The sequence below is a fragment of the Streptomyces sp. NPDC054840 genome (genome assembly GCF_053611065.1).
This window is the reverse complement of record NZ_JBSGZP010000370.1, coordinates 1-7,309: the sequence shown is the minus strand read 5'-3', so window position 1 is coordinate 7,309 and position 7,309 is coordinate 1. Positions and strand designations below refer to the sequence as shown.

Genomic DNA, 7,309 nt, shown 5'->3' with positions numbered 1-7,309 from the left:
CTGCCGCAGCCGCTGCTGCCAGGCGGCCCCCGGACGACCACAGAGGCTGACATGCACAACGAACGCTGGGTCTACCGCTTCCTCTTCGCGTGGAACGACACACTGTTCTTCGACCCGCTCGACGTCTCCTACGAGCCGAACGCGGACCACTTCCTCGCCGCGTTCGACGAGCGGGTGCGGGCCCGATTCGTCCGCAGTGGCATCTGGTGGAGCTTCCGGCACAACCAGAACCTGCCGTCGCAGGGCTGGAAGATCCACGTCTCGTCGAGCCACCGCCACGTACGCGAGGTCGCCGCCTCGGTGATCGGCCACCTGACGGAACGCGAGATCGATTTCAAGATCGCTCTCGATCTCAACATCTTCGAGATGCTCAACTCCAAGGCCATCTCCCGCGGCAGCGGCGGCAAGCTCGTCACCGTCTACCCCCGCGACGACGACGAGTTCCGGACCTGCCTGGCGGACCTCGCCCGGCTCCTGAAGGGCGTCGAGGGTGCCTACGTCCTGTCGGACCTGCGCTACCGGGACAGCAAGGCCCTCTACTTCCGCTACGGCCAGTTCCTCGACACCCACGCCGTCGACGTCCTCGGCCGCGGGCTGCCGCGGATCCTCGGACCGGACGGAGCCGTCCCGGACGACCGGCGCCCCGGCCACGCGCAGCCCTCCTGGGTGCCCTGGCCGTTCGACGACTGGCAGCCCGCCGACGAGGACGAGGGGGACGACGGCCTCCTCGGGGGCCGCTTCCGGGTGACCGGCGCGATCCAGTTCTCCAACAGCGGCGGCGTGTACACGGCCGAGGACACCGCGGACGGCGACCGGCCGGTGCTGCTCAAGGAGGCCCGCCCGCACACCAACATCAACCCGCGGCAGGACCACGACGCCGTGGACATCCTCGGCCGCGAGTGGATGTTCCTGAACCGGCTGGCCGACGCGGGCTCCTACCCGGCGCCGATCGCGAAGTTCCGGCACTGGGAACACCACTACATCGCGGAGGAGTTCGTCGACAGCTCCGACATCCGCTCGGTGCTGCTGGAGCGCAACCCGCTGGCGCGGCCGGGGTTCGACATCGAGCGGTCACGGGAGTACCTGGGGATCTTCCTCGCCGTCTTCCGCGGGCTGGCACGCGCGATCCAGGCCGCCCACGACCGCGGTGTGATCCTCACCGACTTCACCGCCGCGAACCTGCTCATCGACCCGGACACCTACGAGGTGACCATCGTCGACCTGGAGGCCTGCCGGCTGGCCGGGAGCGGTGACGACGCCCTGGCGAAGCCGGTCGAGCTCTACACCCCGGGGTTCAGCCTCTCCCGCAACCGCTTCAAGGCGTACGGGCCGGAGGGCGACCGGTACGCCCTCGCGTCCACCATGGCGTACTTCATCTTCCCGATCGCCGCCATGTCGTACCTGCGCGAGGACGTCCTCGACCTGTACCGGATCTTCATCACTGAGGGACTGGGCTGGCCGGAGCGGGTGCACCGGCTGATCACCGACCTGGCCCGGGACCGGATCGACCTCACCGGCCTGCTGAAGGCCCTGGAGGACGAGGGCGACGACCTGCTGGACCGGGTCGAGGCCGCCCCGGAGCGCCCCGTCGTCGAGGGAGAGCCGTGGCTCGAGGACGCGGAGGCCGGGGTGGCCGCCTTCATCGAGGCCACCGCCGACACCGGCCGCGACACGCTCTTCCCCGTGGACCCCTTCGCGCACGTCACCAACCCGCTGAGCCTGGGCTTCGGAGCGAGCGGCGTCCTGTGGGCGCTGCACGCCTGCGGCGTCCCGGTGCGGCCGGAGTGGCGTGCCTGGCTGAGCCGCAGGCTGGCGGACATCGATCCGGCCCGCTACCCGGACGGCCTCATGAACGGCCTGTCCGGCATCGCCTGGGCGGCCGACTCCCTCGGGCTCGGCGTACCGGCCAGGGAGCTGCTGACCCGGGCCAACGAACGCGCGGTGGAGAAGGGCGATCACACCTTCTACTACGGCCTCTCCGGGGTCGGCATGACCAACCTGCGCTTCTTCCTGCGCGGCCACGACCCCCGCGACCTCGCCGCCGCGCGGGAGTGCGCGCAGGCGCTGTACGAGACGGCGCAGCGGGACGGAGGCCACGCCCACTGGCTGAACGAGTTCACCGCGAAGGAGCCGCTGACCGGCCTGGGCTTCGGGCAGGCCGGTGTCGCGATGTTCCTGCTGCGCATGCACCAGATCACGGGGGAGGCGCGCTACCTGCGGCTCGGACGGGAGGCGCTCGCCTGGGAGATGGCCCACGCCCGGCCCATCGACGACGACGGCGGCCCGGTCATGTTCGCGCACGAGGGGACGATGGAGCCGTACGTCGAGGTCGGCTCGGCGGGCGTGCTGAAGGTGCTGCTGCGCTACGGGGACACGGACGCGGCCCGGACCGTCCTGCGCGGGCTGGACGTCCGGTACTCGGTGATGCCGGGCTACGCCTTCGGGATGGCCGGCATCGCCGACGCGCTGCTGGACGCGGCCGAGTTCACCGGCGACCGGTCGTACCGCGACACGGCGCTGCGCCAGCTCGACTTCGTCCGGAAGGTCTTCCTCTTCGAGCCCGCCGAGCGCTTCGGGCTGCCCCGCGCCGACGGCCGGCCCCCTTTGCTGGGTCTGCCCGGCGACGGGCTGCTGCGCTGCTCCACCGACTATCTGACCGGCTCGGCGGGCGTGCTGCGGGTGCTCCACCGGGTGAACCGGGGAGGCCCGGCCGACTTCCTGCTGGACGAGGCAGGACGGTGAGGCAGCTCTGGCGCACGCTGCGCGGTCACCGGACCCCGTTCGTGGTGGTCCTCGTCGCCGAGGTCGCCATGAGCGGGCTGGAGGCCCTGCTGCACCCGCTGCTGCTCAAGGCGCTGTTCGACGAGGCGATCCTGACCGCTGACCTGCGGCGCTTCCTGTTCCTCGGCCTCACCTACCTCGCGCTGGGGCTCACCCTCAACCTCACGGGGTACTGGATCGCCTGTCGGCGCAAGCGGTTCGAGAACGCGTTCACGCTGGTGCTGGAGACCGAGCTGCTGGGCCGCACGCTCGGCCTGGACGGCCGGAAGGTGGCGCGGGCGGGCAACGCCTCGTACGTCAGCCGCATCCACAACGACGTGTCCCAGGGGGTCCTGCCGGCCGTCGACGTGTCCCTGCGCATCGCGCGGCAGGCGGTCACCTCGGTCGTCTTCCTGGGGGTGCTGCTGTACCTGTCCTGGCAGGCCAGCCTCGTCCTGCTGGTGATCGTGCCGCCGCTGGTGTTCGTGAGCAACCGGCTCGGCAGGCGGATCGAGGAGAACACCGGTCCCGAACGCGAGGCGGAGGCCCGGTACGTCAACACGCTGACCCGGACGCTGGAGGCCTTCGCCGCCCTGCGGGGTCTGCCGTCGCTGCTGCCGGGCACGCGCCGCGCGAACCAGGACGCGCTGCGCGGCTTCCTCGGCATGACCTTCGTCAACTTCAGGCTGGCGCAGCGCCAGCGGACCCTCAGCGACCTGGTGATGAACCTGTCGGACACCGCTTCGATGATCGTCGGAGCCTTCTTCGTCTTCTCCGGGCGGATGTCCTTCGGCAGCTTCCTCGCCTTCGTCAACTCGCTGTGGCGGGCGGTGACGGGGATGTTCGACCTCGTCAACATGATTCCGCAGGCCCGCCGGAGCACCGCCGTCCTCGCACGGATCGAGTCCCTGCGCGAGTCCCGTCAGCCCCCGTACCACGACGAGGGGGCACTGGTACGGGTCCAGGGGGCCCGCGTCGTGTACGGCCGCGCGGACGGGGACGAGGTCGGCGGGACCGGAGTGGCTGGAGTGGCCGGGGTGGCCGAAGTGGCCGGGGTGTCGTTCGACGCCTTCGAGCTGCGTGCCGGCGAGCACGTGCTGCTGCGCGGGCCCAACGGCTGCGGGAAGACCACGCTGCTGCACATCATCTCCGGGACGCTCGCCCCCGACGCCGGGTCGGTCATCCTGCCGCCCCGGGTGGCGAGCCTGACCGCTCCGGTGAACCTGCCGCCGCTGCCGGTGCGCGACCTCGTCCCCGACGACGGGCTGCGCGCCGCGCTGGACCTGGACGAGCCGGCCGGCCGGCTGCCCTCGGAACTTTCCTCGGGCCAGCGCCAGCGCGTCGGGGTCGCCGCGCTCCTGTGCGAGGACGCGGACGTGTACCTCGCCGACGAGCCGTTCGCGAACCTCGACGACCGCGGCCGGGAGCTGGTGTTCCGGCTGCTGCGCGAGCGGACCGCCGGGCGGGCGCTGCTCGTCGTGCACCACGGGGACGAGGACCTGGACGGCCGCTTCGACCGCGTGGTGACCCTGACGGCCGGACACCCGCTGGCCCGCATCTCCTGAGGCGGTCGGGCGGTCGGGCGGTCAGGCGGTCAGGCGGTCAGGCGGTCAGGCGGTCAGGCGGTCAGGCGACCAGGTCGCGGGCGGCGGTGGCGAAGGCCGTCCGGTTCGGGTGGCCGGTCTTCTGCAGGAGGCTCGCCACGTGTTTCTCGACGGTGCGCAGCGAGATGTGCAGCCGGCCGGCGATGTCCTTGTTGCTGATGCGTTCGGCGACCAGCCGGGCCACCTCGAACTCGCGGACGGTGATCCCGCACCGGCGCAGGTCCGGCGGCACCCGCTCGGCGCCCGCGCGCCGTTGCCGGACCGAGGCGCCCATCCCGCGCAGCAGCGCCCGGCCGGCTCCGGCGACCGCCTGGAGGCCGGCGTCGTGGAAGTACTCCTCCGCCTCGCGCAGCCATGCGACCGGCGTGCCCCAGCCGTCGTCGTACGCCGACTGCGCGACGAGGCGCAGACAGAGCCTGCGTGCCATGGGGAAGGGTTCGGCCGCCTCCAGTGCCTTGCTCGCGGCGGCCGTCGCCTCGTCGGGCCGGCCCTCGCGGCCGAGCAGGACGGCGTGCGCGAGGCCGGTGAACTGGTGGTTCCACCGGGTGGCGCCGGCGTCGGCCCGCGTGACCTCGGCGTGGTGGCGCCGGCCCATGCGGCCGGCCAGCACGCCGAGCAGCAGGATGATGCCGTGCTTGCCGAACTCACCCATCGCGGGGTTCTCGGCGTCGTAGGCGAGAGCCTGCGCGAACTCCTGCCCGGCGGCCTCGTGCCGTTCCTCCAGCAACGAGCAGAAGGCCCGTGCCAGCCCGTACGACATCGCGCGTAGGCCGGGCGCCGCGTCCAGCAGCGGGGCCAGCCGCTCCAGGGCCCCGTTCATCTCGGCCCGGCGGCCCTGGTGGGCGTACCGTACGGCCTCGGCGAGCCGCAGCATGGCCAGGGGGCGGCCCAGCCCGAGCCGTGAGGCGTCGGCGGCGGCCTCCCGGATCCGGTCCCGGGCCTCGTCGTACCGGCCGTGCTGGATCCGGTCCAGCGCGAGGACGAAGCCGGATTCGTGGGCCAGGGGCACCAGCCCCATGCCCAGGGCCTCCTGCCGGGCCTGTTCGAGCCGGGTGGGCCGGGCTTCGTGGCTCGCGGCGACGATGGCCAGGTGCACGTCGGCGGCCGTGCGCGGAGCGGGGAGCCGGCGGGCGAGGGCGATGGCGCGGGCCCGCCGGAAGTGGGCCGCGGCCGTCGGCTCGTCCTGTTCCCGGGCCAGCTGGCCGAGCAGCAGCAGGGCTCTGCAGGCCACGTCCGGCAGGTCGACGCGCTGGGCGGCTTCCAGGGCCCGGTGGGCGTACCGGGTGGCGGTGTGCAGCCGGTCGGGGGCGAGCCGGCTCAGTTCCACGTGCACGGCACAGAGGTCCACGAGGGCGGCGTACCGGTCGGCCGGGTGGTCTCCGAGCAGTGCGCGGGCGATGTCGAGGTGCCACAGGGCTTCCGCGGGGCGGCCCCTCAGGGTGGCGAGGTCGCTCAGCCGGGCGTGGAGTCCGGCGCGGCGCCGGGCGGGTATGCCGTGCTCGCCGCCGTCGCCGCCGAGGGTGGCCAGGAGGGCGGAGGGTGCGGGCAGGCGGTCGAACCGCGCCGTGCCGGCGACGGCGTCCAGCAGGCCTTCCAGCACCGTGGCGCGCAGTCCGGGCGCGGTATCCGGTTCGACGAGCCGGTGGGCCCTGGTGAGCAGTTCCACGGCCCGGTCCACCGCGCCCTCGTTCGTCGCCCGCCCGGCCGCCTCGCAGTACAGGCGGATGGCCTCGGGGGTGTCGCCGGCGTGCTCGTGCAGCTGGGCGGCGTGCTCGCACCACGTCCCGCGCAGCCCGGGGTGGAGGTCGGTGAGGGCGCGCGCGGCCCGCCGTACGTACCGGGCCCGTTCTCCCGGGCCGAGGTCGTCCAGCAGGGCCTCGGCCGCCAGCGGGTAGCGGAAGGTGTACCACTGGGTGCCCGGACCGTCCGGCGTGATCAGGTACGAGGCGACGGCGGCGCGCAGCACTGCGGACAGTTCGGCGTGGTCGCGGCCGATGGCGCGCTCCAGGACGGGCAGTGCGAAGCGGCGGCCGAACAGGGCTGCCATGCCGAGGAGTTCCACACCGAGCGGGCCGAGCCGTTCGGCCTGGCGTCTGACGTTGTCCGCGACGGTGGGCGGGACGGACGGTGTCCCCGGGCCGGGGCGTGCGGGGCGGCCGGTGAGGTCGTGGACGAGTTCCTTGACGACGAAGGGGATACCGGCGGTGCTGTCGACCGCGCGGTGGACGAGGTCGGGGCAGACCTCGGCCGGGGGGACGCGCAGCTCGGCCGCGATGAGCAGGTGCACGTCGGGGCGGCTGAGGGGTCCGAGGTCGAGCACCGCGGCGGCGTCGCGCCCGCGGGCCCGCGTGGCGAGTTCGGTCGCCGCGCACGGTGCGCAACCGGTGATGAGGAGGAGGACCGCCGGCTGGTGCCCGATGTTGTCGAGGAGGTAGTCGACGACCGCCAGTGTTCCGGCGTCGGCGTCGTGCAGGTCGTCGAGGACGAGCAGGCAGCCCTGCCGTTCCCCGACGGCGCTGAGCAGGCGCAGCATCGTTTCGGCGACCACGAGGTGCGAGGCGGGGTCGGCGTCCGTGTCGCGGGCGCCGGTCAGCAGCCGGGCCATGACCGGCCCGTAGCGGCCGAGTTCGTCCGGGTCGGGCAGCAGGTGGGCCCGGGACAGCAGGAGCAGCGCCTCGACCAGCGGCCGGTACGGGATGGGTGAGCCGACCGCGCTCGCCCGCCCCCGCACCGTGACCATGTTCGTCTCGGCGGCCACGGCGAGGGCCTCGGTGGCGAGCCGGGTCTTGCCGACACCGGGCTCGCCGGTGACGAAGAGGGCCGCGCCGCGCCCGGACCGGGCGCCCGCCAGCGCGTGCATGATGTGCCCCATCTCAGGCCCGCGGCCGATGAGTTCCCCGCGCCTCGGGTGCGGGCCGCCGTCCGGGCCCGCGACGGTACAGTCC

3 protein-coding genes are annotated in these 7,309 nt (G+C 73.4%); 2 read left to right on the top strand and 1 reads right to left on the bottom strand.

What is annotated here, in order from left to right; genetic code table 11:
• Positions 1-51: 51 nt before the first annotated feature.
• Entirely contained in the window at positions 52-2,742 is a 2,691-nt protein-coding gene (gene lanKC / locus ACWGIU_RS23960; protein ID WP_453708925.1) for a class III lanthionine synthetase LanKC, read from the top strand.
• Complete coding sequence (locus ACWGIU_RS23955; protein WP_453708923.1) at positions 2,739-4,325, top strand: ATP-binding cassette domain-containing protein; 1,587 nt, start codon at positions 2,739-2,741, stop codon at positions 4,323-4,325. Before lanKC ends, ACWGIU_RS23955 begins: the two co-directional genes overlap by 4 nt.
• 61 nt (positions 4,326-4,386) lie before the next feature.
• Here ACWGIU_RS23955 and ACWGIU_RS23950 read toward each other — a convergent pair.
• The coding region (locus ACWGIU_RS23950) for an AAA family ATPase (RefSeq protein WP_453708921.1) at positions 4,387-7,309 on the bottom strand (2,923 nt) is incomplete at its 5' end.

Bases quoted from the DNA above. Each gene is read 5' to 3' on its own strand.
- lanKC (WP_453708925.1), top strand. From the start codon at position 52: ATGCACAACGAACGCTGGGTCTACCGCTTCCTCTTCGCGTGGAACGAC.